The 25,709-nt window shown below is 67.0% G+C and carries 29 protein-coding genes and 1 pseudogene; 14 read left to right on the top strand and 16 right to left on the bottom strand.

Annotated elements, in window-relative coordinates:
- Positions 1-70: 70 nt before the first annotated feature.
- Positions 71-565, top strand: coding sequence for an SRPBCC family protein (locus ACWEO7_RS26320; protein ID WP_452427013.1), 495 nt, complete (start codon positions 71-73; stop codon positions 563-565).
- A gap of 215 nt (positions 566-780) precedes the next feature.
- Here the strand turns inward: ACWEO7_RS26320 and ACWEO7_RS26315 are convergent, their stop codons facing one another.
- The 7 genes and pseudogenes from ACWEO7_RS26315 to ACWEO7_RS26285 all read right to left on the bottom strand — a co-directional run bounded on the left by ACWEO7_RS26315 (position 781) and on the right by ACWEO7_RS26285 (position 5,491).
- Positions 781-1,770 (bottom strand): pirin family protein, encoded by a 990-nt coding sequence (locus tag ACWEO7_RS26315; protein ID WP_452427011.1) that lies wholly within the window; start codon positions 1,768-1,770, stop codon positions 781-783.
- Positions 1,767-2,078: a GNAT family N-acetyltransferase gene (locus ACWEO7_RS26310; RefSeq protein ID WP_450023927.1), complete on the bottom strand. Its 312-nt coding sequence runs from the start codon at positions 2,076-2,078 to the stop codon at positions 1,767-1,769. Before ACWEO7_RS26310 ends, ACWEO7_RS26315 begins: the two co-directional genes overlap by 4 nt.
- 12 nt (positions 2,079-2,090) lie before the next feature.
- Positions 2,091-2,561, bottom strand: a pseudogene (locus ACWEO7_RS26305) (carboxymuconolactone decarboxylase family protein); the annotation flags it as partial.
- Between the two features lie 141 nt (positions 2,562-2,702).
- The gene (locus tag ACWEO7_RS26300; RefSeq protein WP_450023891.1) at positions 2,703-2,996 is read right to left on the bottom strand and encodes a putative quinol monooxygenase; all 294 of its coding nucleotides are present in this window, start codon (positions 2,994-2,996) and stop codon (positions 2,703-2,705) included.
- Between the two features lie 25 nt (positions 2,997-3,021).
- Positions 3,022-4,032 carry an aldo/keto reductase gene (locus ACWEO7_RS26295; RefSeq protein WP_452427009.1) on the bottom strand — a complete coding sequence of 337 codons (1,011 nt, stop codon included), beginning with the start codon at positions 4,030-4,032 and terminating at the stop codon, positions 3,022-3,024.
- Positions 4,029-4,487 (bottom strand): MerR family transcriptional regulator, encoded by a 459-nt coding sequence (locus ACWEO7_RS26290; RefSeq protein ID WP_355080049.1) that lies wholly within the window; start codon positions 4,485-4,487, stop codon positions 4,029-4,031. The genes ACWEO7_RS26295 and ACWEO7_RS26290 overlap by 4 nt, the downstream gene beginning before the upstream one ends.
- 119 nt (positions 4,488-4,606) lie before the next feature.
- Positions 4,607-5,491: an alpha/beta fold hydrolase gene (locus tag ACWEO7_RS26285; protein ID WP_452427007.1), complete on the bottom strand. Its 885-nt coding sequence runs from the start codon at positions 5,489-5,491 to the stop codon at positions 4,607-4,609.
- A gap of 77 nt (positions 5,492-5,568) precedes the next feature.
- Here ACWEO7_RS26285 and ACWEO7_RS26280 point away from each other — a divergent pair, with 77 nt between their 5' ends.
- Complete coding sequence (locus tag ACWEO7_RS26280; RefSeq protein ID WP_452427005.1) at positions 5,569-6,177, top strand: TetR/AcrR family transcriptional regulator; 609 nt, start codon at positions 5,569-5,571, stop codon at positions 6,175-6,177.
- Positions 6,178-6,187: 10 nt separating this feature from the next.
- On the opposite strand, the gene ACWEO7_RS26275 is transcribed toward ACWEO7_RS26280, so the two are convergent.
- Positions 6,188-6,559 carry a glyoxalase superfamily protein gene (locus ACWEO7_RS26275; protein ID WP_452427004.1) on the bottom strand — a complete coding sequence of 124 codons (372 nt, stop codon included), beginning with the start codon at positions 6,557-6,559 and terminating at the stop codon, positions 6,188-6,190.
- A gap of 58 nt (positions 6,560-6,617) precedes the next feature.
- Here ACWEO7_RS26275 and ACWEO7_RS26270 point away from each other — a divergent pair, with 58 nt between their 5' ends.
- On the top strand, positions 6,618-6,821 hold the full coding sequence (locus ACWEO7_RS26270) for a hypothetical protein (RefSeq protein ID WP_452427002.1): 204 nt from the start codon (positions 6,618-6,620) through the stop codon (positions 6,819-6,821).
- Positions 6,822-6,844: 23 nt separating this feature from the next.
- Here ACWEO7_RS26270 and ACWEO7_RS26265 read toward each other — a convergent pair whose 3' ends face one another.
- Positions 6,845-7,336, bottom strand: coding sequence for a SixA phosphatase family protein (locus ACWEO7_RS26265; RefSeq protein WP_452427000.1), 492 nt, complete (start codon positions 7,334-7,336; stop codon positions 6,845-6,847).
- A gap of 181 nt (positions 7,337-7,517) precedes the next feature.
- Here ACWEO7_RS26265 and ACWEO7_RS26260 point away from each other — a divergent pair, with 181 nt between their 5' ends.
- Entirely contained in the window at positions 7,518-9,188 is a 1,671-nt protein-coding gene (locus tag ACWEO7_RS26260; RefSeq protein WP_452426998.1) for an FAD-dependent oxidoreductase, read from the top strand.
- Positions 9,189-9,561: 373 nt separating this feature from the next.
- On the opposite strand, the gene ACWEO7_RS26255 is transcribed toward ACWEO7_RS26260, so the two are convergent.
- The 3 genes from ACWEO7_RS26255 to ACWEO7_RS26245 all read right to left on the bottom strand — a co-directional run bounded on the left by ACWEO7_RS26255 (position 9,562) and on the right by ACWEO7_RS26245 (position 12,031).
- Positions 9,562-10,347, bottom strand: coding sequence for an acyl-[acyl-carrier-protein] thioesterase (locus tag ACWEO7_RS26255; protein WP_452426996.1), 786 nt, complete (start codon positions 10,345-10,347; stop codon positions 9,562-9,564).
- A 221-nt stretch (positions 10,348-10,568) separates the two neighbouring features.
- Positions 10,569-11,702, bottom strand: coding sequence for a transglycosylase SLT domain-containing protein (locus ACWEO7_RS26250; protein WP_452426994.1), 1,134 nt, complete (start codon positions 11,700-11,702; stop codon positions 10,569-10,571).
- Positions 11,699-12,031 carry a type VII secretion target gene (locus ACWEO7_RS26245; protein ID WP_355080031.1) on the bottom strand — a complete coding sequence of 111 codons (333 nt, stop codon included), beginning with the start codon at positions 12,029-12,031 and terminating at the stop codon, positions 11,699-11,701. Before ACWEO7_RS26245 ends, ACWEO7_RS26250 begins: the two co-directional genes overlap by 4 nt.
- Before the next feature lie 145 nt (positions 12,032-12,176).
- On the opposite strand from ACWEO7_RS26245, the gene ACWEO7_RS26240 reads away from it, so the two are divergent.
- Both ACWEO7_RS26240 and ACWEO7_RS26235 read left to right on the top strand, forming a co-directional pair.
- The gene (locus ACWEO7_RS26240) at positions 12,177-13,151 is read left to right on the top strand and encodes an NADPH:quinone oxidoreductase family protein (RefSeq protein ID WP_452426992.1); all 975 of its coding nucleotides are present in this window, start codon (positions 12,177-12,179) and stop codon (positions 13,149-13,151) included.
- Between the two features lie 17 nt (positions 13,152-13,168).
- Positions 13,169-14,281, top strand: coding sequence for a winged helix DNA-binding domain-containing protein (locus ACWEO7_RS26235; protein ID WP_452426990.1), 1,113 nt, complete (start codon positions 13,169-13,171; stop codon positions 14,279-14,281).
- Positions 14,282-14,292: 11 nt separating this feature from the next.
- Here ACWEO7_RS26235 and ACWEO7_RS26230 read toward each other — a convergent pair whose 3' ends face one another.
- Positions 14,293-14,817, bottom strand: coding sequence for an Lrp/AsnC family transcriptional regulator (locus tag ACWEO7_RS26230; RefSeq protein WP_452426988.1), 525 nt, complete (start codon positions 14,815-14,817; stop codon positions 14,293-14,295).
- A gap of 157 nt (positions 14,818-14,974) precedes the next feature.
- On the opposite strand from ACWEO7_RS26230, the gene hppD reads away from it, so the two are divergent.
- Positions 14,975-16,177 carry a 4-hydroxyphenylpyruvate dioxygenase gene (gene hppD, locus ACWEO7_RS26225; protein ID WP_452426986.1) on the top strand — a complete coding sequence of 401 codons (1,203 nt, stop codon included), beginning with the start codon at positions 14,975-14,977 and terminating at the stop codon, positions 16,175-16,177.
- 168 nt (positions 16,178-16,345) lie between these two features.
- Here the strand turns inward: hppD and ACWEO7_RS26220 are convergent, their stop codons facing one another.
- A complete protein-coding gene (locus ACWEO7_RS26220; RefSeq protein ID WP_452426984.1) occupies positions 16,346-16,576 on the bottom strand; it encodes a hypothetical protein in 231 nt (76 codons plus the stop codon).
- Positions 16,577-17,130: 554 nt separating this feature from the next.
- Here ACWEO7_RS26220 and ACWEO7_RS26215 point away from each other — a divergent pair.
- From ACWEO7_RS26215 to ACWEO7_RS26185, 7 genes are all read left to right on the top strand, one after another.
- A complete protein-coding gene (locus tag ACWEO7_RS26215) occupies positions 17,131-17,658 on the top strand; it encodes a DUF3558 domain-containing protein (protein ID WP_452426982.1) in 528 nt (175 codons plus the stop codon).
- Between the two features lie 10 nt (positions 17,659-17,668).
- Entirely contained in the window at positions 17,669-18,226 is a 558-nt protein-coding gene (locus tag ACWEO7_RS26210; protein WP_452426980.1) for a DUF3558 domain-containing protein, read from the top strand.
- Between the two features lie 342 nt (positions 18,227-18,568).
- Positions 18,569-18,943: a 30S ribosomal protein S12 gene (gene rpsL, locus ACWEO7_RS26205; RefSeq protein WP_039801925.1), complete on the top strand. Its 375-nt coding sequence runs from the start codon at positions 18,569-18,571 to the stop codon at positions 18,941-18,943.
- Position 18,944: 1 nt separating this feature from the next.
- The gene (rpsG, locus tag ACWEO7_RS26200; protein WP_014353063.1) at positions 18,945-19,415 is read left to right on the top strand and encodes a 30S ribosomal protein S7; all 471 of its coding nucleotides are present in this window, start codon (positions 18,945-18,947) and stop codon (positions 19,413-19,415) included.
- Positions 19,416-19,551: 136 nt separating this feature from the next.
- Complete coding sequence (fusA, locus tag ACWEO7_RS26195) at positions 19,552-21,654, top strand: elongation factor G (protein WP_452426978.1); 2,103 nt, start codon at positions 19,552-19,554, stop codon at positions 21,652-21,654.
- Between the two features lie 98 nt (positions 21,655-21,752).
- Complete coding sequence (tuf, locus tag ACWEO7_RS26190) at positions 21,753-22,943, top strand: elongation factor Tu (protein ID WP_067809956.1); 1,191 nt, start codon at positions 21,753-21,755, stop codon at positions 22,941-22,943.
- Between the two features lie 104 nt (positions 22,944-23,047).
- On the top strand, positions 23,048-23,530 hold the full coding sequence (locus ACWEO7_RS26185) for a hypothetical protein (protein WP_355080015.1): 483 nt from the start codon (positions 23,048-23,050) through the stop codon (positions 23,528-23,530).
- Between the two features lie 375 nt (positions 23,531-23,905).
- Here the strand turns inward: ACWEO7_RS26185 and ACWEO7_RS26180 are convergent, their stop codons facing one another.
- Together ACWEO7_RS26180 and ACWEO7_RS26175 are read right to left on the bottom strand one after the other, a co-directional pair.
- The gene (locus tag ACWEO7_RS26180) at positions 23,906-24,556 is read right to left on the bottom strand and encodes a hypothetical protein (RefSeq protein ID WP_452426976.1); all 651 of its coding nucleotides are present in this window, start codon (positions 24,554-24,556) and stop codon (positions 23,906-23,908) included.
- Between the two features lie 195 nt (positions 24,557-24,751).
- Positions 24,752-25,684: an alpha/beta fold hydrolase gene (locus tag ACWEO7_RS26175; protein ID WP_452426974.1), complete on the bottom strand. Its 933-nt coding sequence runs from the start codon at positions 25,682-25,684 to the stop codon at positions 24,752-24,754.
- Positions 25,685-25,709: the final 25 nt, after the last annotated feature.

The raw sequence follows: 25,709 nt of genomic DNA, 5'->3' as shown, positions 1-25,709 counted from the left end.
CCCCGGGGACGCCGTCTCATTTCAGTCCTCGCAGGACAAGCAACAAAAGCGTTCCCCGGAGGTCCCAGCCATGAACGAAGGTAGTGCTATCAGCACAACCACGAACGACGCTGTCATCACGGCGGACACCGACCGCGCGATCCACATCGAGCGGGTCTTCGACGCTCCGCGCGAGCGGGTGTGGGCCGCCTACAGCAGGATCGAACAGCTCGCCCAGTGGTGGGGTCGCGGCAACCGGCTCGACATCGAGCGCTGGGAGTTTCGTGCCGGCGGGCACTGGCGTTTCGTCGAGCACGCCGAGGGGGAGACGCACGGCTTCGAGGGCCGCTTCCGCGAGATCACCCCGCAGGAGCGCATCGTGTACTCCTTCGAGTGGGACGGTATGCCCGCCCACGTGGCCATCGACAGCGTCAGCTTCGTCGATCTCGGCGACGGCCGCACCAAGGTGGTCACCGACAGCCAGTTCCACACGCCGCAGGAACGGGACGGGATGCTCCAGTCGGGTATGGAATCCGGGCTCAACGAGAGCTACCGCGCACTGGACGCACTGCTCGCCCGAGGCTGAGACCGGACGCTTCGGCTCCGGTCGGTCGTGTGAGCGGAGCCGAAGCATGTGGTGGACGCCATCTCGCGTGGGGGGAATCGGCGGCCGATCCAGGCGCGTCTACCGACGCCGAACGGCCGTCCGGCTCGGGGCGGTGGCCGCGGTGGCTGTTCCCAGCAGTCGACGGCGCTGACAACGGCGGCAGGGCTTGCGCGGCGGAGGAGATGGCGCGGGGTTCAGTCCCGGGCCGGGCCGATCCGGCGCTTGCGCGGCTTCAGATGCAGTCCGGGCAGGGGCGGCGCGGGGATGCGCTGCCGCGGAGTGTGGCCCGCGATGTCGGCGAACCGGCTGACGTCGTGATTCTCCCAATCGGCGCGGGCGGCGACGATGTCCTCATGGCTGCGGCCGACGAAGTTCCACCACATCACCAGTTCCTCGCCGAACGGCTCCCCGCCGATCAGCGCGACATGCGCGCCGCCGGAACTGGTGAGCTGGAGTTCGTCACGGCCGGTGCCCAGGTACAGCAGCGGTCCAGGCGCGAGTTCGTCGCCCGCGACGGTCACCTCGCCCTCGATCACCAGCGCAGCGTGCTCGAAACGAGGATCGAGCGGGAGAGCGACATCGGCTCCCGGCTCGAGCCGCACATCGGCGCCGACGATGGGTGTGTAGGCGATGGCGGGCGAGGTCTTCCCGGCCAGCGACCCGATCAGCACGATCGCTCGCAGGCCGGGCGCTTCGACGACCGGCAGTTCGCGATGCTGCTCGAAATGCGGCGCGATGCCGGTGCGGTGGCCCGGCAGGGCGATCCACAGCTGCAAGCCGTGTCCGGCGGGCGCGCCGGGCACGGCGTACTCGGAATGGGCGATGCCGCGCCCGGACGTCATCAGGTTCAGCTGACCGGGTTCGATCTCCACGTCCGACCCGACCGAGTCGCGGTGCCGGATACGGCCTTCGAACGGCCAGGTCACCGTTTGCAGGCCGATGTGCGGATGCGGATCGATGTCCGGCGGCGCGCCGGTCTTGGTGACCGTCGGCGAGCCGAAGTGGTCGAGGAAACACCACGCGCCGACGGTGGGCAGATCGCGCTGGGGCAGCACGCGTTCGACGTACACACCGCGCACGCCGCCGAGTGGCACCTCGCGGGCCGGATAACGCTCCGCGACCGGGCCGGGGCCGGGCGCGGGTTCACACAGCGTCTCAGCCGGGCGCGGATCCAGATCACTCACCGATCGACGCCCTTGCCGATCACGTGCTCGTCGTAGTCGGGGTGCTTGTCCAGGTATGCCTTGATGAACGGGCACACCGGCCGGATCACCCGCCCCCGCTCGATGACGTCCTCGATCGCGCTCTTGGCCAGGACCGAGCCGAGGCCCTTCCCGGAGAACGCGCCGTCGACCTCGGTGTGCGTGAACACCGTCTCGTCGTCGCGTTCCTCGTAGTCGGCGAAGCCGGCCAGCTCCCCGCCGTAGAACACCTCGTAGCGATGCCGCTCGTCGTTGCGGACGACCTTGGACTCCGAAGCCGATTCGGTCATGGTTCCCTTCTCCTTCCGTGCGCGAACCGGATGCCTGCTGAGAATCGAGACCCGGTTGAACGCGCCGATCGTGGTGGCCACCCAGATGACGACGGACAGCTGGTCATCCGTCAGATACCGGCGAGCAAAAGCGTACTCACGCTCGATGGTGTGCTCATCCGGGAGCGTCGCCGTCACTTCCGCGATCGCGAGCACGGCCTGCTCGAAGGGCGTGTACGTGCCGCCGCGCCGCCAGCCGGGCAGCACCGCGATCTCCTGTTCGGTGGCCCCGGCCGCCGAGGCGGCCCGGTAGTGCACGTCGAGGCAGTACGCGCAACCGTTGACCTGGGAGACGCGCAGATTGATCAGTTCGACGATCCGGCGATCCAGCCCCACCGCCGCGGCGGCGGCCCTGACCTCGCTCGCGACACTGTTCAGTGCGCGGAACGCGGTGGGCGTCCGTTTGTCGATCCAGACGCGATCTCGCGGGGCTTCGGGGCTCATATTCATGGGATGTTAGCGGCCGCCGGTGAACGGCGCAGATCCCGCCGACGAAGAAGCGGACTTCGGTCCGGTGGCGCGCGTCGGTAGGGAAGGAACTCGCGATGGTCCGGGACCGTGCGCGACCCCGGACCACCGCCGCGCTCATCCGATCTCGGCGAACCGCCGCAACTGGAACGGTTCGACCAGGACCTCCTCCAACGCCGTCGCCAAGGCCTTCAGATGCGGAGTCTGGAAGTGCGCCGCCAAGGCGTCCTCGTCGACCCACTCTTCCAACAGCACCATCCGGCTCTGGTCGGTGGGATGCAGGTAGAGCTCGTAACGGACACAGCCCTCCTCGGCCAGCGTCGGCTGGATCATGCCTTGCAGCAGGGCCTTCAGTTCCGACTCGCGACCCGGCTTCGCCGTGAAGCGGACGTTGAGCGTCAACGTGGACATGGGCGTCTCCTGATCTCGTGGTGGGTTATTCGCGGCCCGCCGACGTGAACGACATGTCCGCGTACCGGGTGCCGGTCACCCGGCTCGCGATCGGCTCCAGGGTCGCCAGCTCGTCGGCGGTGAGCGAAATGGTCGCGGCGGCCACGTTGTCGGCGAGCCGGGTGCGGCTGCGCGTGCCGGGGATCGGGACCACTGCGAGGCCCTGCACAGCGGCCTGTGCGTGCACCCAGGCCAGGGCCACCTGCGCCAGGGTGATGCCGCGTGCCTCGGCGATGGCCCGCAGCGGGTCGAGCAGTTCGGCATTGCGCGCCGCGTTCTCGCCGGTGAAGCGCGGCATCGTGGAACGGAAATCGCTCCTGTCGGCGGTGCCGGTGAACGATCCGGTCAGGAAGCCGCGACCCAGCGGCGAGTACGGCACGAAGGTCACACCCAGCTCCGCCGCGGCGGGCACCACGGTGCGTTCGACGTCCCGGGAGAACAGCGACCATTCCGACTGCACGGCCGCGATCGGGTGCACCGCATGCGCCGCCCGCAGTTCGGCGCCCGTCACCTCGGACAATCCGAGCGCGCGCACCTTGCCCTCCCGCACCAATTCCGCCATCGTGCCGACCGTGTCCTCGATCGGCACGGCGGGGTCCCTGCGGTGCATGTAGTACAGATCGATGGTGTCGACCCGCAGCCTGCGCAGGCTGCCCTCCACCGCGGCGCGGATGTAGGCGGGGGAGTTGTCGAACCCTCGGAAGGCCGGGTCGTCGGCCTTGCGGACGATGCCGAACTTGGTGGCGATCACCAACCGGTCGCGCTCGGCGCCGAAGAAATCGCTGAGGAATTCCTCGTTGTGCCCGGAGCCGTAGACATCGGCGGTGTCGAACAGGGTGACACCCAGTTCCAGCGCCCGATCCAGGGTCGCCCTGGATTCGGTGAGATCGCTGGGCCCGTAGAACTCGCTCATGCCCATGCAGCCCAGACCCTGCGTCCCCACTTCGATGCCGCTGGTTCCCAGGGTGGTGGTGGGCAGGCTGTCCGTGCTCGTCATAGCTTGATTCCTTCGCTGTCGTGCGCGGTGACCATGGCCGGGGGAGCTGTCTCGACTTTGCCCTCGTACAGGGCGATCTTGTGGTCCAGCACGGCCAGGGTCTGACGGAGTTCATCGATCTTGGCGAGTACCTCGGCGCGAGTGTCCCGGAACATCTCCAGCCGCTGCGGGAGCGTTGCGTCTCCCGTCCGCACCAGCTCGGCGTAGCGAACCATGTCCGCCACCGACATGCCGGTCGTGCGCAGCCGCCCGATCAGTGCCAGCCATTCGAGATCCCGGTCGCTGAACCGGCGCTTGCCGGAGTGGTCCCGGCCGATGTAGTCCATCAGCCCGATCCGTTCGTACCAGCGCAACGTATCCCGGCTCAGCCCCGATCGCTCGGACACCTCGCCGATCGAATACCGCGGCAGCTCCCGGTCGTCGCTCGCGGTCACCGGAAACGCGGTTTCACTCATGACTTCACTCGCTGACGCTCGTTCACTGCACTCGCCCTTCTCGTTGAACACCGACGACGCTAATCACCTGGAGTGCACTCCAAGCAAGACCCATTCTCCGGTTGTCCCGGCTGTCGCCGTCACCGCGGGATCGGCTTCGCGCCCTGTCGCGCGACGGTGTCGACGAAGTCGGCGACCAGCGGGGCGATCTCCGGGAGGAATTCCTCGAGCGCGAAATGGCCGGTATCGAAAACGTGCAGATCGGCGTCCGGTAGGTCGCGGAGGTAGGCGTGCGCGCCCGGCTCGGGAAAGAAGGCGTCGTTTCTTCCCCAGACGATCAATGTGGGTGGGCGGTGCGTCCGCAGCCAGCGCTGCCAAACGGGGTAGAGCTCGACATTGGAGTGGTAGTCCAAGCCGAGCGCGATCTGTGCCCGCTGCCGCTCGGGGCGGTCCAGGAAGTACTGGTCGAGCACCCATCCGTCGGGTGCGACGAGTTCGGAATCGGTAGTGCCGCCCAGGTATTGGCTCTGGGTCACCGGCAGGGTGAGGATCTGCCGGATGTTGTCCTCGGCGCCGGGCACGCCCGGCCGGTTGGCGACGGTCTGGCGCGCCAGTTCGGACAACCCTTCGGCGTAGGCGTTGGCGTTCTGGATCACCAAGCCCGCGATGCGGTCCGGTTGCCTGGTGGCCAGCCGGAACCCGACCGGGCCGCCGAAGTCGAAGACGTACATGACGAACCGGGTCAGGCCGAGCGCCTCGACGAAACCCTCCAGGAGGTCGGCGAGCGAGTCGAACGAATAGGGGAAGTCGGCGGGCGCCTCGGTGTGTCCGAAGCCCGGGTAGTCCGGCGCGACCACGTGGTAGCGGTCGCCGAGCGCGTCGATGAGCCTGCGGAACTGGTGGGAAGCGGATGGGAATCCGTGCAACAGGAGAAGCGTGGGCGCGTCGGCCGGTCCGGCCGTGCGATAGAAGACGCGCACGCCGTCGACCTCGACGAACCGGTGCGAGACCCGGGCGATGTTCACAGGACCACCTAAACGAGAAGAAGTTTGCATTAGGATCGTGGCAGGGCTGACGGATCGACGCAAGGGAAAGCTGTTCGATGGCAGAGGAGATCAGGCCCGGTGCGGTCCGCCCGGGCGGAAGGACGGCGCGCACGAAGCGGGCCGTGCTCGCGGCGACGCTGACCGAACTGGTCGAGTACGGCTACGCGGGAACAAGTCTGGAGAAGGTCGCGGCGCGAGCCGGCGTCGCGGTGTCCACCCTGTACCGGCGCTGGGGCAGCCTGGATCACGTGATCCTCGAGGCTGGGATGGATGTCGGCACGGGCATCGTCACGCCGGACACCGGGGACTTCGAACGCGATCTCATCGAGTTCACCCGCGCGGTGGTCGAGGTGTATCGGAATCCGGTGGCGGAGCACTGGCTGTACGCGATGGTGGTGGCCGCGACCAGGGATCCGTCCGCTCGCGCCACGTTCTCCCTGCTGTTCGAGAACCGCTTCGCGGAGGTGGTCGTCATCGTGCGGCGCGCGCTCGAACGCGGTGAGGTGCACCCCGACACCGATCCGGCGGAGGTGATCCGGATGGCAGCCGCTCCGATCTACTACCGCATGCTCGTCACCGGCGAGCCGGTCGACGACGCGGTGGCCGAGCGCGCGGCCCGTGCGGCGGCGCTGGCCGCCCGGGCGGGGGTGCTCCGGGCGGACTGACGCGCGCCGGTCAGCTGCTGTAAGAGGGCAGCTGCTGGACGGCCCATTTGTTGCCATCCGGATCGGCGAAGTAGGTGAACCGCCCCCAGGCGAGGTCCTCGACCGGCGTGGCGTCCACACCGGCTGCGATCAACTGCCGGTAGGCGTCGTCGGCGCTGGCGACCACGATCTGCATGCCTCGTACGCTGCCGGGTTCCGCGTCGGTGATGCCCTCACCGAGACAGATCGAGCATCCGGAACCGGGCGGGGTCAGTTGAACGAAGCGCAGGTTCTCGTTCACCCGGTGGTCGTGGTCGGCGTTGAAGCCGATCTTGGTGTAGAAGTCCTTGGCGCGGTCGACATCGGTCACCGGAATGGCGACGAGCTCGATTTTCCAATCCATCCGGCGAGCATTCCATCGTGCACCGACAAAGTTCCGGATTCCGGCCTACCCTGGGCTCATGCCTGGAAAGGACATCGACCGGATCAGGGCTCGTTCGGCCTGGGCGACGGTCAAGGAAAGCCCGGTGATCACCGCGATAGCGGTCGCGCCGTTCGCGCTCGCGCTCGGCGTCGTGTGGTGGTTGTTCGGGGGACTCGCCGCGTTCGCGCTGCTGCTCGTGCTCGGTGCGGTCGTCGTGATCGGCGGCAGATTACTGCGCTGACCGCGCGTCCGGATCGCGTGCGGTCAGCGCGGGATGTGGAATTGCACCAGCTCTCCGGTACCCGGATCGACGTCCGCCCAGTCGCGGTCGAAGCGCAGTACCGCGAGCGCCGAAGTCGGAAACTTCCGGCTGAGTTCGACGGCGGGGGCGCTGTCGCGATTGCTCGCCAGCTCCCAAGCCGTCCACGGCATGCCCGGCGCGTGGCCGACCACCAGCAGTGTCGCCACGTCGTCGGCGCTGAGGCGGACCAGCTCGATGAGCGTTTCCGGCGTGGCCTCGTAGATCCCCGATTCGAATACCACCGGCGCGGTGATGCCGGTCGCGGACAGCGTCTGCCTGGTGCGGGTGGCCGTGGAGCAGCGCACGGCATCGATCGGCGGCTGGGTCGCGCGCAGCCACTCACCCGCGAGTCCGGCCTCGCGCCTGCCTCGCGGCGCCAGCGGTCGCTCGTGGTCGTCGACGCCGTCCGGATAGGCCGATTTGCCGTGCCGCATGAGGATCAGAGTCCGCGCCATGGAGATACGGTAAGCCCTCCGGACGAGAGGTCCCGACCACACTCGAGGCAAACTGAAAGCGGCATCACATCACGTGCTCCCGTGGGCGACCCTCGCGGCGGACGTGACGGACGCCGCTCACCTGTCCACCACAACCCCTGGGTGGCCACAGCCCACGTACTTCTTCGAGGATCAGCACAATATGGCCTACGTAATCACGCAGCGTTGTTGCAACGACGCCAGCTGCGTCTCCGAGTGCCCGGTCGACTGCATCCGTCCCACTCCTGACCAGCCGGAGTTCGCGACGACCGAGATGCTCTACATCGATCCCGACACCTGTATCGACTGCGGCGCCTGTGTCGACGCGTGCCCGGTGGAGGCCATCTTCTCCGAGGACGACCTGACCGCTTCGCTGGCGCGATTCCGCGACATCAATGCCGCCTATTTCCAACGGCATCCGCTGGAATCCAACTTCGATCCGATCGTCACGCCCTCGCGTCCGCCGAAGGAGCTGGGCACCCTGCGCGTCGCGATCGTCGGCGCCGGGCCCGCGGCCTGCTACGCGGCGGACGAACTGTTGCGCAGGGCCGACGTGGAAATCGAGATGTTCGACCGGCTGCCCACCCCGTGGGGTCTGGTGCGTGCGGGCGTCGCGCCCGACCATCCTGGCACCAAGACGGTCTCGGGCATGTTCGAGTCCGCGTTCCGCCGCGAGACACTGCAGTACTACCTGAATGTCGAAGTGGGCACGCACATCTCGCACGAGGAACTGCTGCGCCACCACCACGCCGTGATCTACGCGGTCGGCGCCTCGAGCGATCGCAAGATGGGCGTCCCGGGCGAGGACCTGCCGGGCAGCCACTCCGCCACCGAGTTCGTCGCCTGGTACAACGGCCATCCCGACTACGCCGACCGGACCTTCGATCTGTCCGGTGAGCGCGCGGTGATCGTCGGCAACGGCAACGTCGCCTTGGACGTGGCGCGCGTGCTGACCGTAGATCCGGACGAACTCGCCAAGACCGACATCGCCGATCACGCGCTGGATGCTCTGCGGCAGAGCAATATCCGTGAGGTCGTCGTGCTCGGCAGACGCGGCCCGCTCCAGGCGGCCTACACCTCGCCGGAGTTCCTCGCGCTCGCGCATCTGAAGGGCGTCGACGTCGTCGTGGAGGAGGCCGACCTGGAACTCGACCACGCCAGCCAGGCGCTCGTGGACGACCCGCAGGTGGAGCCGTCGCTGGCCTTGAAGTACACCCTGGCCAAGGAGTACGCGGGCGGTCGCAGGGCCGAGGGCAACAAGCGGATCGTCTTCCGCTATCTGACCTCGCCCACCGCGCTGACCGGCACCGATCGGGTGGAGTCCATCGAGATCGTGCACAACGAGTTGTTCGCCGACGACGGTCAGCTCGTGGCGCGCCCGACCGCCCGCACCGAGAGCATCGAGACTTCGCTGGTGCTGCGCTCGATCGGCTATCGCGGCGAGCGGATCGGCGAGCTGCCGTTCGACGAGCGGCGCGGCGTCGTGCCGAACGAGCACGGCCGGGTCGTCGGCGAGGACGGGACGCTGCTGAGCGGCGTGTACGTCAGCGGGTGGATCAAGCGCGGACCACGCGGCGTCATCGGTTCCAACCGAACCGACTCCGAGGAGACGGTGGAGCTGCTGCTCGCCGACTTCACCGCGGGCAAACTCGCCGCGCCGCAGGCCGACCGCGCCGCGCTGAAGGCGCTGCTCGCCGAGCGCCAGGCCGACTTGGTGGACCGGGCCGGCTGGCGAGCGATCGACCAGGCGGAAAAGTCGGCGGGCAAGTCCGCGGGCCGCCCGCGGGTCAAGTTCACCACCCGCGAAGACCTGCTCAAAGCCGCCCGCGGCTGACGACCCAGGACGCCGGTCGGCTCAACCCGCGACCCGACCGGCTCCGACCCCCAGTGCCCCGACGTGGCCTAAGCATCGGCTGGATCCAACGAGGACGCCGACCAGGTGGATCGTCTGCGAGAACCGGCCTACTGATTTCGCAGGTACATGGGTAACTCGTCGGGTACGTCCAAACCCGAGCGGCACCCACGCAAGACCTGAACGCAACTGCAGAGCCCCTCACCTGTACGGCCTGAAGACGCGGAGAGGGGGAGAGGCGGAGCAGCCTACTGATTTCGTAAGTACATGGGTAACTCACCGGGTACGCCCAAAACCCGAGCGGCACTCGACGCAGGACCTGAACGCAAATCCCGCGCCACCCGACTGGTACGGCCTAAATACCTGGAGAGGCGGACAGCGGCATGATGCGGACCACGGTCGTAGTGGTCCCGCCGACCACGAACCACAGCCGCAACACCGGCTGGCCGGTCCGATCCCCGGGTTCGTACCGGCTGCGCACGCTCACGTGCTGGCGTGCCAGCACCGGCGCCACGTATTCGATCACCGCGCGGTGTGGACCCGCGAGCAGTTTGGGATATTCGACCAGGAACTGTTCCACCGCTTGCCAGTAACAGGCGTTGTTGACGTGGTTGTACTGGTCGATATCGGTGGCCCGCACCGGGAACGGTAAGTCGGTGTCCGACTCCGGCGGTGTGGCGTCGGTCAGGTAGGGCCGCCACCGCAGGCGGTGTTCGGTGGACGTGCGGGCGAGGTAGGCGAGGCCCTCGTCGCTGATCCGCGCGGGCATGCCGGTGGACTCGCTGATATTGATCCAGAAGCCCTCGGTCTCGATCAATCCGCCGTTCCCGCTGGTGATCCGCACACGCATGTTGGTCCACCGGGTGGACATCGCCGAGCACCACCGCAGCAGTTGCACGTCGTCCGGCCAGAGGATCGGCCGGATGACGTCGATGACGGTGCGCCGGACGATCCAGTTCGGGTCCGACCGGTGGAAGAACGTGCTGTGCAAATTTTCCCAGGCGATATCTTGCAGGTAGCGGGCGACGGCGTCGAACCGCAACCGGTCGTAGGGATCCACATCGCCAGCCCGGATGGGCCACGCCGAAGCAAAGCCCATGCCCTCCTCGGGAAGCGGGGCGAGTGGCTGATCGAGTGACACTTGTGCTCCTCGCGCTGCACGGTGTGCCGCGTTTTCTTCGTGCGGTGCTGTTGTGACGACTTTACGGGGCGTACGTCACACCCTCGCGTCGAGCCGTCCGTACCTCCTTAATAGTCCGTCTGCGGGGATCTGGGCCAGCTAAAACGGGGTCTTGCGCGCGCGAAGACTCCGATGCACGATCGCGGCGGCTCGGCGGGCGTTGAGCATGGCCGTGCGCGGGGTCAGTACCCCTGGTACGCGCCGCCCGAGTTCACGGCGGCGACACCAGGGACGTTGCCGAGCGAACCGTAGCGGTCGATCGAGTACCGCACGCCGGCGATGATGTTGTCGACCGGGTTCCAGACGTCGTCGTGGCCCGGCGCCTTGTACGCGTTGAACGTGCTGTCGATGGTCTGCATCAGACCCTTCGACGGATGCCCGGCCACCCAGTTGCTGTCCCAGCGGTTCTCCGCGTATGGATTGCCCGCGGATTCGTGCTCGATGATCAGCGCGATGGCCCGCTCGTCGATCTGCGCTGGGTCGTACCCCATCGCGATGAGCTTCTGCTTCGCCTCGGCGATCCACTGCGCCACGTCACCGGTCGGCATGGGCCCCGACGGCGCGGACGAACTCGTACCACCGTGATACGGCGTGCTCGACGAGGTGCCGTGCGGCGACCCGGAGTTGTGGTGCCCGGACGTCAGCTGGCTCGATTGGTGCGACGACGGTGCGGCGACGGGGGTCCCCGATGCGGCGGCCGGTGTGGTGGCGGCGGGCGTGGTGGGGGCCGCGGGCACGTTCGCGCTGGGCTCGCCGAGCCCGGCGAACGCCGCCTCCAGTTTCCCGGCCGCGCTCTCGACCTGCGTCTTCGCTTGGTTCGCCACGTCATCGGCGGTCTTCAGGGCGTTGGTCAGCTCCCACGTCCGCGAGGCCGCCAGTAGCGCTTCATGGAAGACGAGTCCTTCGACGTCGGCTTTGTCCGCGTGCGAGCGCAGAGAGTCGATGCGCGTCTTGGCGTCCACGGTGCCGTTGGGCGCGACGTCGAACGGCGGCGTCTGGTTCAGCGCGTCGTCGCGCAGGCTCAATACCTTGGCTTTCGCTTCGGTGAGGTTCTGCACCTGGGTGGTGAGCGCCGTCTTCAGCTCGAGCAGGGCGGCGCTCACCGCGGAGGCGCGGGTCTTCTCGGTCTGCATCCTGGCGTTCGCGGCGTCGCCCGCGGAACCGGACCACTGTGCGGCGTCGGCGAGTGCCTTTGTCTCGTCCGCGCCCTTGCCGACCGCGGTGTCCAGGCCCTGCGACATCCGTTCGGCGAGCGCGCCCGCCGCCGTGAGCTGCTCCGGCTGCCAGTTCTCGACGTCTGGGATGCTGAGCGTCATGGCACCTGGAGTCCTATGGTGCGAAGTTTCGCCGCGAAGTCGTCCTCGACCAGCTCGTACTTGCCCGCCGCGTTGTGCAGATTGTCGGCGATCGTGCTGAGCCGCGAGCCGATCCGCTCCAGGCAGCGGTGCGCGGCGTCGTTCGCGCGCTGGGCCGCAGGGCCGAACTCGGTGCCTGGCAGCGCCCCGACGACGGCGCCGAGACTCTCGCCGCCGCCGAGGTCGGCGACCGAGGTGGCCTCCGTACGGAGAGTCTGCGCGAACGAGCGCAGCGCCGCCGGATCGACTTGCATCGTCGTCGCAGGTTGCGACTGGTTTTGCTCGACCATGAATCCCCCTTCCCTCCCGACCGCGAGGTCGCGGCCAGCATAGCAAAATCGGGCGTCCGGACGGGCGTCGTCGGACCGCGCCGGTTATGTTGTCGGTGTGGCGCCGGCGCGGATCAGGCCGGTGCGAGGACAGAGAGGTCGGCACATGCGCGCAGCCCAGGTGAGCAAGCTGGAAGGCCCGGAAGCGATCCGGATCGTGGATATTCCGGAGCCCGCGGCTTTCCCGGGCGGGGTCGTGATCGACGTGCACGCGGCCGGTGTGGCCTTCCCGGACGTGCTGATGACGCGCGGCCTGTACCAGATGAAACCCGAACTGCCGTTCGTCGTGGGCGGCGAGGTCGCGGGCATCGTGCGGGAAGCGCCCGAGGACGCGCACGTGCGACCGGGGGACCGGGTGATCGCGCTGACCATGCTGGGCAACGCGCTGGCCGAGACGGCCGTCGCGCCCGCGCAGATGGTGTTCCGGCTGCCCGACAACGTCTCGCTGGAGGCGGGCGCGGGCATTCTGTTCAACGACCTCACCGTGCACTTCTGCCTGCGTACCCGGGGCAGACTGGCGGAAGGTGAGACGGTGCTCGTGCACGGCGCCGCGGGCGGCATCGGCACCTCGACGCTGCGCATGGCGGCGGCGCTCGGGGCGGGCCGGGTGATCGCCGTGGTGAGCACCGAGGCGAAGGCCGAGGTCGCGCGCGCCAAGGGGGCCACCGACGTGGTGCTGACCGACGGCTGGCTTGAGGCGGTGAAGGAGCTGACCGGAGGCCGCGGCGTCGACATCGTGCTCGACCCGGTCGGCGGCGACCGCTTCACCGACAGCATTCGGTCGCTCGGCTCGGCGGGCCGGTTGCTGGTCGTCGGCTTCACCGCGGGGGAGATCCCGACCGTCAAGGTCAACCGGCTGCTGCTGAAAAACGTGGAGGTGACCGGCGCGGCGTGGGGCGAGTGGGTGATGTCGCATCCGGGCTATCTGCAGGAGCAGTGGGCCGAGGTCGAACCGCTGCTGGCCTCCGGCAAGATCGCCCCGCCGGAGCCGGTGCTGTACCCGCTGGACAAGGCCGCGGAGGCGGTCGCCTCGCTGGACAACCGGACGGCCACCGGCAAGGTCGTGGTCACGCTGCGCTGAGGCATTCCGGTCGCGTCATGAAGCTGTCCAACCGGGTACTGAACCGGACCCTGCTGGCTCGCCAGCATCTACTCGAGCGCTCGCGGTTGACGGTGCACGAGATGTGCGACCATCTCGTCGGGTTGCAGGCGCAGGATTCGCTGCCGCCGTTCGTCGCATTGTGGAGCCGCGTAGCGGCTTTCGATCCGGCGACGGTCTCGGACGCGCTGGAGGACCGGTCGTTGGTCCGGATCACCCTGATGCGCGGCACCATTCACCTGGTCACGCCGCCCGACGCGGTGCGGATCGCGCCGCACATACAGCCGGAACTGGAGAAGGTGCCGTTCCGGAATGGTTTCAACTACGGCGCCATGGTCGGACTGGATCCGGAGGAGGTGCGCGGGCACGGCGAAGCCGCGCTCGCCGACGAGCCGATGTCCGCGGCGGACCTGCGCGCCCGCGCCGCCGAGTTGTACCCCGACCGCGACCCGGGCGCGGTGCTGCAGACCTGGCTGTACCAGCTCCCGGTGTTGCAGACCCCGCCGCGCGGCAAGTGGAAGGACAACAGCAGACCGATCTGGTCGCGGGTCGAGCCTTGGTTGGGCGCGCCGCTGGATCCCTCGTATCCCTTGGCGGAGTTGATCTTCCGCTATCTGCGTGCTTTCGGTCCGGCGAGCACCATGGACATGCAGACCTGGTCGAAGTTGCTCGGGATGAAGCAGGCCGTCGCGGAACTGGGCGACCGGGTGCGCGCCTACACCGACGAGCGCGGTCGGACGCTCTACGACGTCGCCGACGGTGAACTTGCCGATCCGGACGTTCCCGCCCCGGTGCGGCTGCTCGGCTGGTACGACAACGCCTTGCTGTCGCACCAGGATCGGACCCGCATCGTGCCCGACGGCGCGGCCCCTCCGCTGCGCGCCTTCGCGGCTCAGGTCTCGCCGGTGCTGGTCGACGGCTTTCTCGCGGGCATGTACAAGATCTTCACGAACGCGGGCACCGCCCGGCTCCGCATCAGTCCGACCCGGAACTGGACCGGGGCGGAGCGCGCGGATGTCGAGGCGGAGGCGCACGCTCTGCTCGCCTTCTTGGAGGCGGACAAGCGAGGGAGCGTGGAAATCCTCGACGTGCACGCCGGTTTGCGCCCCTGATCGGCGTCGCCTCACGGCTCGCGGGCTGGTCGGTAGGCGGGCGCTTTGGTGGTTCCGGCCGGGCTCAATGTGCGCAACAGTGGCAGCGCCCGGCGCGACACCACGGTGGACAGCACGATGACGCTGTGGGAGCGCACCACCGAGGACGTCCGGTCGATGCTCAGCAGCACGGCCTGTAACCCCGCGTGCGAGTCGGCCCCGATCCGGCACAGCACGTCGCCGGTGCCGGTCGTGGCGTAGGCCTCCAGCACGCCGGGGATGGCGTCGAGCTCGGAGGCCACCGTGTCCAGCGCACCCTGGGCTATCTCCAGCGTGACGAACGCCTGCACGTCGAACCCCGCCGCGGTGACGTCGATCTGCGGGTCGTAGGAGGCGATCACGCCCGACTCCTCCATGCGCGCGATCCGGGACTGCACGGTGGCCCTTGCCACTCGCGTCCGGCGGGACAGTTCGAGAATGCCCGCCTTCTGGTACTCGTGCATCGCGGACAGGATGGCGAGATCGAGTTCGTCGAGCTTCGCCGACGTGCGCGCCATGACGACCTCCGTTCGCCGCACCGGGCTTGCTGCCCGGCCCGCTCATGCTATTCAAATTGTCCAGCATGGCCCGCCACTTCCTAGCCGAATTCGCCACACTGACTACCGGGAATTGGCGCTGTTGCCTAGCCGGCGGAACCGGCGATTTCCTTGGAACATGACCATCGAGCACCTGCCGGACACCCGGTCCGGCGCCGTTCCCAGCGACGGCGAGCTGCGCACACTGGTGGGGCTGGTGGACCACGACAACAGCGGTGACCCGTTTCCGGTCATCGGGTGGGACGCCCTGGTCTGGGCGGTGGGCAACGCCACCCAGACCGCGCACTTCCTGGAATCCGCTTTCGGCATGCGGTTGGAGGCGTACTCCGGTCCGGAGACCGGCAATCGCGACCACAAGGCATTCGTGCTGCGTAGCGGTGCGGCGCGTTTCGTGATCACCGGGGCGGTGCACCCGGACAGTCCGGTGGCCGCCCATCACAATCGACACGGCGACGGCGTGGTGGACATCGCGCTCGAAGTGCCCGACGTCGACCGCTGTGTGGCGTGGGCGCGCACCCACGGCGCCACCGTCCTGGTCGAACCGCACGACGAGACCGACGACTTCGGCACGGTCCGCTCGGCCGCGCTGGCCACCTACGGCGACACCAGGCACACCCTGGTCGACCGTTCCGGCTATTTCGGACCCTACCTGCCCGGCTATGTCGCCCGCCGCTCCAACTACCAGCGGCGCGACGGCGCGCCCAATCGGTTGTTCCAGGCGATCGATCACGTCGTGGGCAACGTGGAACTCGGGCGGATGGACGAGTGGGTCGAGTTCTATCGGCGCGTCATGGGTTTCACCAATATGGCCGAGTTCGTCGGCGACGACATCGCCACCGAGTACTCGGCGCTGATGAGCAAGGTCGTCGCCAACGGCAACCATCGGGTGAAGTTCCCGCTCAACGAGCCCGCCGTCGGCAAGAAACGCTCCCAGATCGATGAGTACCTGGAGTTCTACCGCGGCCCCGGTGTCCAGCACATCGCGCTCGCCACCGGCGACATCCTCGGTTGCGTGGACGTTTTGCGCAGGGAGGGTGTCGAGTTCCTGGAGACGCCGACGGCCTACTACGAGGATCCCGAATTGCGCGCCCGCATCGGCCGGGTCCGCGTCCCGGTCGAAGAACTCCAGCGGCGCGGCATCCTCGTCGACCGTGACGAGGACGGCTACTTGCTGCAGATCTTCACCAGACCGCTCACCGACCGCCCCACGGTCTTCTTCGAACTCATCGAACGCCACGGCTCCCTCGGTTTCGGCAAGGGGAACTTCAAAGCTCTGTTCGAGGCGATCGAACGCGAACAGCAAGCCCGGGGCAATCTGTAGGACCGCCGAGCGAGCATTGAACGACGACGAGATTTTCGACGGATTCGAGTTAACACGGTAGCTGCATCCGACGGCTCCCGTGGCGAGTGCAGCCACCGTGTTGAGGCTCGAGCGCAGGCGGCGCAGTGCTCTTGAAAAGCAGGTTGCTGTGGCCCCGAGCCGGTGTGATCAGGGCGTGCCGGGGAAGTGGAGGGCCCACCTGCCGTCCGGAAGGGGATAACAGAAGAAGCGGTCACCGCTGGAATCGGTGTACCCCCTTTGCCGTCCCACCGCCACACAGGTTTGCTGGTCGTCGTAGATGCCACGAATTCCACCGACGGCTGCCGCCGTTCCGGTCGATCCGGTGACGATAGTCCCGGTCGTCAGCAGCGCGAACACCGAGTACGCAATTAATTTCATGTGAGTAGCCCCCGTTGACATACGTCGTGTCAGGTCTTGCTAGTGCATGGCCTGGTTTCTCCGAGCCTTCCAGGCGGATACGGCCGAGAAGGGCTGCCTTTTGGCGGTGATCGTGTACGGCTGGCAGCCGGTCCAACTTCGGCGGGTCCCCCAGTAGGATCAGTCGAGACGAAAGACGTTCTGAGCGTCACTGTTTCGACGATCGTGAGTGTATCCGGCCGCGGTAGTCGGGGCAACGATGCGCCGCCGATCCTTCAGCACCATGTCTTCGTGACGACTCGGTAGAGGGCTCATCTGATGTGTTCACTAGGTGTGGTCCGCTGAATCACCGTCGCGAGGGCACCCGGCGGTGACGTCGATCTGCGGGACGTCGGAGGCGGGAACGCCGGACGCCTCCGTACGTGCAATCCGCGATTGCCTCAACGCGAAGAGTCCGAGGCAATTTATGACCCTTGTGCACCCGGGCGTGCATTCGGATAGTCGGCTGGTGTTCGCCGCGGCGGCGGGCGGCTTCGTCGAGCCGCTTGGGCGGTCGCGTCGGTAGAGTTCTCTGCATGCGGATCAAGTCGGCGGTCGTCATCGCGACAGCCTCGGTGCTCGCTCTGGCGGCCTGCGGTTCGGGCGGGGAGTCCGAGGACTCGGGTCCTTCGCGGGCGGCGCCGAAGGTGGTGGCGCTCGGCCCGTTCGTCGGGGAGTGTGGTCACGTCACCGACGACGAAGTGCGCACTCTCGGTGGTCTCGGCCGGATCTCCGGGGTGTTCCGCAACGCAGTTGGCTGCAGCTGGCAGTCAGCCGGAATCGGCTCTCCCAGTATTACTTTCGCTTCCTATCGAGGAAGCCCCATTGAGCGTGAGCGGGCATGGGTGAGCGTCGAAGGCCGCGCGCCGGACCCGATAAAAGTTGCGGGGCGCGATGGATTCGCTGCCTTGGATCCGAATGGAACAATCTGCGATCTGGCGGTGCAGCTCGGTGACGACTTCTTCGAGTGGTCGACGAATATTGGGCAGTTCGGCTCGGCGACCGGTAACCCCTGCGACCGCAGCCGCGCGCTCGCCGAGCTGACTCTGCAGCGGATTCAGTGAGAGGTGGAGTGTGAACGTCGGTCGAGCCCTGTACAGGCGCGCTGCTGCTGCCGCCGTCTCCGCGGCCTTGGCGTTGCCCGTGGGCGGGTGCGGTCAGGTGGTCCCTGGAACCGCGCAGCCGGTCGGCGGAAGCCAGCCGGTCAACGCCAAGCTGGACAAGTTGCTGCGCGAATGCATGATCCTGTCCCAGGATCAGATCGGCAAGGCCGTCGGTGAGGGCGTCACGGTCAGCGAGTCGTTCTTCGGCGCGGTGTGCATGTGGGATCTGGTCGGCGCGCCCGGCGGCAACGGGATGGCCACGCTCAACTGGTACGAGAACGGGACGCTCAGCAACGAGAAGCAGACGAACAACAAACTCGGCTACGAGACCACCAACATCACCATCCAGAGTTCGCTGGCATTGCAGATCCGCAGGCCGAAGGACCCCGATTCCTGCGGCGTTACGGCGAGTGCGCCGGACAACGGCGTGATCGGCTGGTGGATCAACTACCGGCCCGGCTCGGCGCATCCCGACCCGTGCGACGCGGCCAAGAAGCTGATGGAAATGACCTTGAACCTGGCCAGGTAGACGATCTTCGAACCGACCCACTTTGACCCTGTGTCCCGGCCGCGGGTATCGTGGACCGCTGTGCCCGGAAGCATGCGGGCAAGTTCGTGCGTGACCGTAGGCCAGCGAGAGCGGCCGACGAATCCAGCGTGCCCGGAATAAGGGCTCCGCGCCGCGCGCGACACGCCCGACCTCGGGACGCGAGAAACGTGGCCGGACGTGCGAGTGAAAGCTCGATGACAGCGGCGTGAACGACGGGCCTCGAAGTGGAAGCTTGTCTCCACGAAGGGCCCCGGGAACGCCGCGAACTTAAAACAGACACCAAGTCCACACACCGCGTTAACTAATAAGGAAAGCCGGTCTATGCCAACCATCAACCAGCTGGTCCGCAAGGGTCGCCGCGACAAGGTCGCCAAGACGAAGACCGCGGCCCTGAAGGGGAGCCCGCAGCGTCGTGGCGTGTGCACCCGCGTGTACACCACGACCCCGAAGAAGCCGAACTCCGCGCTGCGCAAGGTCGCGCGTGTTCGCCTGACCAGCTCGGTCGAGGTCACGGCCTACATCCCGGGCGAGGGGCACAACCTGCAGGAGCACTCCATGGTGCTCGTGCGCGGCGGTCGTGTGAAGGACCTCCCCGGTGTTCGTTACAAGATCATTCGCGGCTCGCTCGACACCCAGGGTGTGAAGAACCGCAAGCAGGCCCGCAGCCGCTACGGCGCCAAGAAGGAGAAGAGCTGATATGCCACGCAAGGGCCCCGCACCCAAGCGTCCGCTGATCAACGACCCGGTCTACGGTTCGCCGCTGGTCACTCAGCTGGTCAACAAGATCCTGCTGGACGGCAAGAAGTCCACCGCCGAGCGCATCGTCTACGGTGCGCTGGAGCAGGCGCGCGAGAAGACCGGCACCGACCCGGTCGTCACCCTCAAGCGCGCGCTGGACAACGTGAAGCCGTCGCTGGAGGTGAAGCCCCGCCGCGTCGGTGGCGCCACCTACCAGGTCCCGGTCGAGGTCCGTCCGGGCCGCGCCAACACTCTGGCCCTGCGCTGGCTGGTCAACTTCTCGCGTGCGCGCCGGGAGAAGACCATGGTCGAGCGTCTGGCCAACGAACTGCTCGACGCCAGCAACGGCCTCGGCGCCTCGGTCAAGCGCCGCGAGGACACCCACAAGATGGCCGAGTCCAACCGGGCCTTCGCGCACTACCGCTGGTGACGTCTGCCCGGCCCGTCGTCTGGGTCGGGAGGCACAGCCGGAGGCGGCACTCACCGGCCGCTTCCGGCGTTGACATAGAGGCGACCACAGGGTCGTCCCCGATAATCCCAACTAGCTACGAGCGGGGAAGATTTCCGTGGCACAGGACGTGCTCACCGACCTGAACAAGGTCCGCAACATCGGCATCATGGCCCACATCGATGCGGGCAAGACGACCACAACTGAACGCATCCTCTTCTACACCGGCATCACCTACAAGATCGGTGAGGTCCACGACGGCGCTGCCACGATGGACTGGATGGAGCAGGAGCAGGAGCGTGGTATCACCATCACCTCCGCGGCTACCACGTGCTTCTGGAAAGACAACCAGATCAACATCATCGACACCCCCGGGCACGTCGACTTCACCGTGGAGGTGGAGCGGTCGCTGCGCGTGCTCGACGGCGCCGTCGCGGTGTTCGACGGCAAGGAAGGCGTCGAGCCGCAGTCCGAGCAGGTGTGGCGTCAGGCGGACAAGTACGACGTGCCGCGGATCTGCTTCGTCAACAAAATGGACAAGCTCGGTGCGGACTTCTACTTCACCGTGAAGACCATCGTCGAACGCCTGGGCGCCAAGCCGCTGGTTCTGCAGCTGCCGATCGGTGCGGAGGATACCTTCGAGGGCATCGTCGACTTGGTCGAGAACAACGCCAAGGTCTGGCGGGGCGAGACGAAGCTCGGCGAGCAGTACGAGGTCGTCGAGATCCCCGACGATCTGAAGGAGCAGGCCGAGGAGTACCGCCAGATCCTGCTGGAGACGGTGGCCGAGTCCGACGAGGCGCTGCTGGAGAAGTTCTTCGGCGGCGAGGAGCTCACGATCGAGGAGATCAAGGGCGCCATCCGCAAGATGACGGTCAACTCCGAGCTGTACCCCGTACTGTGTGGGTCCGCGTTCAAGAACAAGGGCGTCCAGCCCATGCTCGACGCGGTCATCGACTACCTGCCCTCGCCGCTGGACGTTGAGGCCACCACCGGCCACGTGCCCGGCAAGGAAGACGAACTGCTGACCCGCAAGCCGAGCGCCGACGAGCCGTTCGCGGCGCTGGCGTTCAAGATCGCGGTGCACCCGTTCTTCGGCAAGCTGACCTACGTCCGCGTGTACTCCGGCAAGGTCGACTCCGGCGCCCAGGTCATCAACTCGACCAAGGGCAAGAAGGAGCGTCTGGGCAAGCTGTTCCAGATGCACTCCAACAAGGAGAACCCGGTCGGCGCGGCCTCGGCAGGTCACATCTACGCGGTCATCGGCCTCAAGGACACCACCACCGGTGACACCCTGTGCGATCCGCAGAACCAGATCGTGCTCGAGTCCATGACCTTCCCGGACCCGGTCATCGAGGTCTCCATCGAGCCGAAGACCAAGTCCGACCAGGAGAAGCTGGGCACCGCGATCCAGCGTCTCTCCGAAGAGGACCCGACCTTCTCGGTCAAGCTCGACCAGGAGACCGGCCAGACCGTCATCGGCGGTATGGGCGAGCTGCACCTCGACATCCTGGTCGACCGCATGAAGCGCGAGTTCAAGGTCGAGGCGAACGTCGGTAAGCCGCAGGTGGCCTACCGCGAGACGATCACCAAGCCGGTCGAGAAGCTCGAGTTCACGCACAAGAAGCAGACCGGTGGTTCCGGCCAGTTCGCGAAGGTGATCATCGCGCTTGCGCCGTTCGTCGGCGAGGACGGCGCGCACTACGAGTTCGAGAACAAGGTCACCGGTGGCCGCGTGCCGAAGGAGTACATCCCTTCGGTGGATGCCGGTGCTCAGGACGCCATGCAGTACGGTGTGCTCGCCGGCTACCCGCTGGTGAACCTGAAGGTCACGCTGCTCGACGGCGCCTACCACGACGTCGACTCGTCGGAAATGGCGTTCAAGATCGCGGGCGCGCAAGCGCTCAAGGAAGCGGCTCGCAAGGCCGGTCCGGTGATCCTCGAGCCGATGATGGCGGTCGAGGTCACGACGCCCGAGGACTACATGGGCGACGTGATCGGCGACCTGAACTCCCGCCGTGGTCAGATCCAGGCCATGGAGGAACGCAGTGGTGCCCGTGTCGTCAAGGCGCTGGTTCCGCTCTCGGAGATGTTCGGTTACATCGGTGACCTGCGGTCGAAGACCCAGGGCCGGGCGAACTACTCCATGGTGTTCGACTCGTACGCGGAGGTTCCGGCCAACGTGTCGAAGGAGATCATCGCCAAGGCGACCGGCGAGTAATGGCTCCCGGGCGTTTGTAAACCCTTTCCCCGTTGTCCGCGGGGATGACCCCGCACTGCTGCAATTGCACGCACCAACAAGTCCAGGAGGACAAAGAAGTGGCGAAGGCGAAGTTCGAGCGGACGAAGCCGCACGTCAACATCGGCACCATCGGTCACGTCGACCATGGCAAGACCACGCTGACCGCAGCGATCACGAAGGTGCTGGCTGACAAGTACCCGGATCTGAACGAGAGCTTCGCGTTCGATCAGATCGACAAGGCGCCCGAGGAGAAGGCTCGTGGTATCACGATCAACATCTCCCACGTCGAGTACCAGACCGAGAAGCGCCACTACGCGCACGTCGACGCCCCGGGCCACGCCGACTACATCAAGAACATGATCACCGGCGCGGCGCAGATGGACGGTGCCATCCTCGTGGTCGCCGCCACCGACGGCCCGATGCCGCAGACCCGTGAGCACGTGCTGCTCGCCCGTCAGGTCGGCGTGCCCTACATCCTGGTCGCGCTGAACAAGGCCGACATGGTCGACGACGAGGAGATCCTCGAGCTCGTCGAGATGGAGGTCCGCGAGCTGCTGGCTTCGCAGGAGTTCGACGAGGACGCGCCGGTCGTGCGGGTCTCCGGTCTGAAGGCGCTCGAGGGCGACCCGAAGTGGGCGGAGTCGGTGCTGGAGCTGATGGCCGCGGTCGACGAGTCGATCCCGGACCCGGTTCGTGAGACCGACAAGCCGTTCCTGATGCCGATCGAGGACGTCTTCACCATCACCGGTCGTGGCACCGTGGTCACCGGTCGTGTCGAGCGTGGCGTGATCAACGTGAACGAGGAAGTCGAGATCGTCGGCATCCGCGAGAAGACCACCAAGACCACCGTCACCGGTGTCGAGATGTTCCGCAAGCTGCTGGACCAGGGCCAGGCGGGCGACAACGTCGGTCTGCTGGTTCGTGGTCTGAAGCGTGAGGACGTGGAGCGCGGCCAGGTCGTCGTGAAGCCGGGCACCACCACCCCGCACACCGAGTTCGAGGGCCAGGCGTACATCCTGTCGAAGGACGAGGGCGGCCGCCACACCCCGTTCTTCAACAACTACCGTCCGCAGTTCTACTTCCGTACGACTGACGTGACGGGCGTTGTGACCCTGCCCGAGGGCACCGAGATGGTCATGCCCGGTGACAACACCGAGATGTCCGTCAAGCTGATCCAGCCGGTCGCCATGGACGAGGGTCTGCGCTTCGCGATCCGCGAGGGTGGCCGCACCGTCGGCGCCGGTCGCGTCACGAAGATCATCAAGTGATTCGCTGAATCGCTGAGAACGGCGCCGCTCCGAAAGGGGCGGCGCCGTTCGCGTTTCTGGGCTCCTATTCCAGCGGATCTGACATCCGAGGTAGTGTGGATGTCATGAGCGCTGCCTACGACGTCGTCCCTTTCAGCGACTTACTGCACAAGCCTGCGGTGACCGCGAAGCTCTTGGACGACGTGCGCGCATTGCGGCTGCGTCGGCGCGATGCCGACGATCTGGCACTCATGCGGGTATCGCAGATGGATGCCGAGGGCATAGTTGTCGATTTCACGGCGCGACTGCTCGCGGGTCTGGTGCGTCGGCTGGGTGCGGAGGCCGTGCGGGATGTCCTGCCGGACGCTGTTCCTTGGGTGACCTTCCTCCCGGCAGGGGATCTCGATCAGTTTCTCGAAGAATTGGTCGCGGTAGCGCGGGGTGCGGCGGCCCTGGAGAACCTCGCTCCACTGGCCACGCTGCTGGCACAGTGGCGGCACACAGCTGAGATCTATGCCGACCCGGCGCTCTTGGCAATTCTGACTCGTGAGCCGGAAGGCGATCTCGGGCCGGTCCCGGTGCCGGAGTCGGAAGAGTCGGCCGGATGAGTCCGAAGCGGGGCGATCGCGTCGCGCCCCCTGCGGTCGGCGAAGAATTCGAAGTCCGTTTCGCGACTACCGAAGCCTGTACCGGTTGGGAGCATTTGGCGCAGCACGCGGCTGCCAACCTTCGTCGGGCGTTCGACGCGATCCGAGCGAATCCGAGGGCATCGGCGAACCCGGAGCGGCAGCATCGTCTCAAAGGTTCGATGGGATCGGCGGTGTGGAAGGGCGCCACCCTCGAGCGCTGGCAGTACGAAGTCACCAGTGGGGGCAGAGTCTGGTACTTGATCGATGACGATCATCGAACCACCTGGATAACGTACGCCGGAACCGGCCATCCGAAGGCCACGGAATAGCGTTGGTTGCTGCAGCGGCGGGTGCTCAGCAGGCATAAGCGCGGCCGACGGCCGGTTCGCGCTCCGTCTGCGGGAGTTCGCGCAGGCAGCCGAGCGGGACGACGCCCTCGCTGCTCAGTTGCACGCCCGTGCCCTGGGTGGGGTTCACGCAGGTGAGGCCGGTCGTCGCGAGGCGACAGGTGTAGTCGCCGAAGGTGATGGTGCTGTCGTACGGCAAGGTCCGGCCCTGGCCGTTGATGAAAAGCCCTGGATCGCCGCGGAATTGGCCCACCGTCAACCGGTGCCCCGCGTAGGTCACGTATCCGCCGAACCATTGGCCGTAGCCCTCGCCCGGCGCGGGCACCGGCTCCTTCAGTTCGACCGTGCAGTCGAACCCGTCGAAATCGTACGCGGTCCCGGTGATGCAGCTGATCTTGTGAGTCGGGCTGACGAACGCGATGTCGGCCTTCAAATCGGTCACCGGGCCCCCTTCGATTGCCGCGGAGTGATACGGCGCGAGATCGACCGGCGACCCTTGCTTCACCCAGGTGATCCGATCCTGCAACCCGTTCTGCGGTGGCTGTCCTGTCGAGCTGGTCGACGGGGCGCGGCCCGCCGCCGGTCGTGGATTGCCGGGCGTGCTGTGAGCACACGCACTCATCATCAGCACCACACCGACCAAGACCACCAACCGCATAGCGAAGACAGTAGCCGTTGCGCGGCAACCGAACTCGTGCCACCTGAGGGGATGACGGAATCTGCTCGAAAGTGCCGCCGCGCCTATTTCACCCCCCCTTCTCCTGCGAGTCCGGTACGTAACGTGTAGCGCCAAGGCGACCGACGGACACGCGACCATGCTGGTCAACGACGACGAGGTGGCCGACAACTACGATCAGTGCCTGCCGACGAAGTCACGGATGAGGGCGCCGGTGCCGTCGGGCTCTTCGACCATGGGTGTGTGACCACAGTCGAGGCTCTCGATCCGGATGCCCGGGACGCGGCGGTAGTCCTCGTAAGACTCCGGCTGCCATCGCTTGTCCTGAGAGCCGTAGAGCACCATGGCCGGAACGCCGAGGTCGGTGAGCCGGTCCGGTTCGGTTCGTTCCCGCAGGTAGTCGTCCGACGCGGTGGAGGTCGCGGTGAGACTGCGGTAGGTCATCCCGCGCAGGTCGGTGACGAACTGGTCGGGGATCCGCACGTCCCGGGTGAACGCGGAACTCATGGCTTGCCGGAGCACGACATCCGGGAGCAGCGGCCACAGCGGCTGGCCGATCGCAGGAACGAATAGCAGATTGCCGACCGGACCGCTGTCGGTGACGGCGTCCAGGCGGGGACCGGAGTCGATCAGCATGATCGCCGACACGAGGTCGTGGCGCTGTTCGGCCAGCGAAGTGGCCACGTAGCCGCCGGAGGAATGCCCGACGACGATCGCCTGGCGCACGCCCAGCTGATCGAGCACGGCCCCGGCTCGGCTCGCCTGTTCGGACGTGCTGTAGCCGCTGTCGGGCTTATCGGACTTGCCGTGGCCGAGCAGGTCGATGCGCACGACGTACTGGTCCCGCAAGGCGGGCAGCACCGGATCCCAGTAGGCGGTCGAGGCGCCCAGTCCGTGCAGCAGCACCACCGCGCGAGCGCCTGGCGTTCCGTCGGTGACGACGTGGATGTCTCCGCCCGGCAGGTGCGCCATGTGCTCGTGCGAATCATCGGTGTCTGCGTTCGCCGTGCCGGTCGAATAGCCGGTGAGCACGGCGACCAGGGCGGTGGCGATCAGCAGCCCGATATGCCACCACCGATTCGGTCTCGCGGCGGCTGTGGTTTCGTCCACGGTTGCTCCTTCGATTGGTTGGGAC

The sequence above is a fragment of the Nocardia sp. NPDC004260 genome (assembly GCF_053603155.1).
The sequence above is the reverse complement of the archived record's forward strand: the minus strand, read 5'-3'. Positions and strand labels throughout refer to the sequence as shown.